Below are 3,404 nucleotides of genomic sequence, written 5' to 3' on the forward strand. Positions count from 1 at the left end.
TATGTCAAATCTTGCTCCTACTGAAGTCTCATAAGTATCATCTGAAGTATAATTTACTCCATTATCATAACTGTATTCGTATGGTCCAGTTCCTCCTGAAGGAACAACCGTTACTACTGCTTTAGATGGATTATTACCTGCTGTACAAACTAAATCTGTTGTAATTGAAGACGTTGCAGATAAAACTGACGGCTGCGTAATAGTTACTGGAGCAGTAAGTGTACAACCTTTCGCATCACGAACGGTAACAACATAATTTGGTGCTGCAATTAATCCTGTGAACTCATTTGAACTAGAGAAACCTCGAACCAAAACCGCACCTCTTTCCAATTGATATTCGAACGGACCAACTCCACCTGTTACGTCAACTTTGATAGTACCATCAGCACTCATATTACAAGTCAAGTTCGTAGGCACTGCATCAAATACAATTGCTGGAATATCATCTAAATCAATTGTAAAGTTAGCTGTACAACTTTCACTATCAGTTACTGTAAATACATAAGTTCCAACAGCTGCAGTCGTCAATACATTCCCCACAAAAGAATCTGTACCCGGAGCACCGTTTACTGTGTATGAATACACATTTGTTCCATGTCCACCAGAAGGCGTCAATGTAAATTGAGCTTTTTCGCTTCCAACAATACAACTTAACTCTCTCGTTAATTTAACATCTAACAATAATTTAGGTTCTACTATATATGGAACTGTAGTAATACAGCCTTTACCATCTTTAATAGATAAATTATAAGTACCTGCCGCATTAAATGTAAAATCTGGAGAAGCTTGATAAGCGCTTCCGTTTATACTATAAGTCGGAGCACCAACAATAGTAGCATCTTGACTTCCTACAATCGAAATTGTAAATGGAGCATCAACATAGCAGAATTGTGCTGGTGGTGTTATTGTTGGAGTTGCATATTTGAAAACCTTAACTGTTTGGTATTGCATACAGTTATAGGCATCTTTAACATACACGTCATAATCTATTCCTGTAATACTACCTGCCCTTGTAAATGTATTTCCAGGAACCCAATCAGTAGCTACAGGAGAGTTTCCTGAAGGTACTACTTGATAAGTATATGGCCCTGTTCCATCTTTTGCCTGGGCAGAAATTACTGCCAAATTATTACAGTCTTCTTTTGATGTTGCTGAAGCTGTAAGCGTTAATGGTAAAGCAGATTCTCTAATTGTAAAACTATCCGAAACTACAGAACAACCAGCATTAGGACCTGAAGTCTCTTGTGCTAATATATAATAAGTTCCAACAGCCAACGGGTTTAAGGTTATAGATGTAGATGTTGCACCTGCAGCTAAACCAGTTATTGTTGTAGGAGCTATAATTTCTTTATTTGTAAATGCTTCCATCACTGAGTAAGTCACATCTACAGAAGCTCCTGGAGCCGGCACAGTAGGATAATTATTTTTAATTGCGAAAGTAACTTTTCCGTCTCCAGCGTTTTTACAAGTAATATTACTTGCAACCTCACTAACTACTTCTAAAGCAGAATGGGTAGGAATTGGATCTGGAGCTGCTTGGAAAAAATAACATCCTGTAGTTGAAGAATAAACAACAAATGTATATGAAACCCCAGGTATTAATCCAGTATATATAGCTTGTCCAGGAGAACTTTCACCAATCCACCCATCTACATTAACAGCTGTAAATGGAGGGGTAGCAGCAGCTCCTTTATATACATTAAAATAGAATGGTCCTGATCCAGCATATGCACTACTAATTGTAATTGTAGCTGAACCTCCTGTAGCTCCACAAGTTACACTTGTATCAATATCAATATCAAGTCCTGTTACTGGTGCCGCAATAAGAATATCTTTTTTAAATTCCGAACATCCATTTACATCGACAACTCTAATTTGATAGTAACCAAAGTCTACTACCTCAAATACGACAGTAGTACCTGGAATACCATGTTTTTCGGCACTATATCCGTTAATACCTGTCACATAATAATCATAAGGTCCAGTACCGCCACTAACTGATTGTACGATAATTTCTCCTTTTGATACTCCACCAGTACTAGAATCACAACGCATATCGGTTTTACCCCAAATAACGGTTAAAGGTAATGGCTCGTTTATAATAATATTCTTAACATCAGTACAGCCTTTAGCATCGGTTACTGTAATAGTATATGAACCTGCACGAAGACCTGAAGTTCTTGTAAGATAATCAATACCTAAAGTATTATTATAAACATTGATAACAAACGGTGCTTGACCTTTTGAAGGATCCACAACAACATTCAATGAAGCTGAAGAATCTCCATTACAGCTGATTGCCGCTCCAAGTGAAACCGTAACCTCTGGATTAACTGGTAACGTAGTTGTAACAGCAGCAGTAGTTGTTGCTGTACAAAGTTTACTATCAGTCACAGTAAAGATAAAATCAGCGGCATCACTTGTTGTGAAAACATTTCCAGCAAAAGTTCCTGTTGCAGATGCTGGCGTACTTGTATAGCTGTAAGAATAACTACCTGAACCGCCTAAAGCTTTTAAAGTAATTGTAGCAGGTGTAGCACCTGAACATGTAACATCTTTCGTTAATTGAGCAGAAATCGTCAATTTATCATTTACAATTACTGGTACTGTCGTCATGGCAACACAGCCATTACCATCTTTTACCCAAACATTATAAGTACCTGAAGTGGTTACTGTAAAAGTATTTAACGAACCAAAACCAGAACCTGCACCAGTAATACTATAAGTCAACGGCGCTTTTCCTGATCCTGAAGCAGTAATAGTATAAGTACCAACGCCTAAACATTGTCCAGCAGCAGTTGCTGTAACAGTTGGGGCATTATCACTATCAATAGTTATATCTAATTTTACTTGACATCCATTTGCATCTACTACATATGCATCCCAAAATTTGTTAACTGTAGGGTCTAAATTCGCAACATTTGAAGTAGTTAATGTTCCTATTGGTTGGCCATCTTGTACAAATGAGTATTTGTATGCTACAGTTCCTCCTGTAGCCGTTACTGTAACTTTTGAAGTACCAACATTACAGTTTGCGTTTACAGCAACATAAGATGCGCTTAATGCAGCTGTTGGCTGATTAATTGTAAATGAATTATTTGCAAAACAGCCCGTAACTTCATCTGTAACTAAAACATTGTATGTTCCAGCCGCTAGATTTGCTAAACTGATTGTACTTGCGCTTTGATTAACAACCTCTGTTGCTCCTCCATCAAAACTATATTTATATGTTCCGCTAAATCCAGAAACGGTAAATACACCACTTCCTGTATTAACTCCGAAACATTTAACATGACTTATAACGCTTCCATTTACAGCAATCGGCGTAACCGGATTTACCGTAACCGATTTGGTATCGTAGCATCCGTTTGCATCGGTAACCCTGAATGTATATGGAGTCGCGC

At 37.7% G+C, this 3,404-nt stretch carries 1 pseudogene; it reads right to left on the reverse strand.

The features are described 5' to 3' along the window. Window positions 1-3,404, reverse strand: a pseudogene (locus tag ACWA1B_RS02290) (SprB repeat-containing protein); the annotation flags it as partial.

Source organism: Flavobacterium xizangense (genome assembly GCF_054075145.1).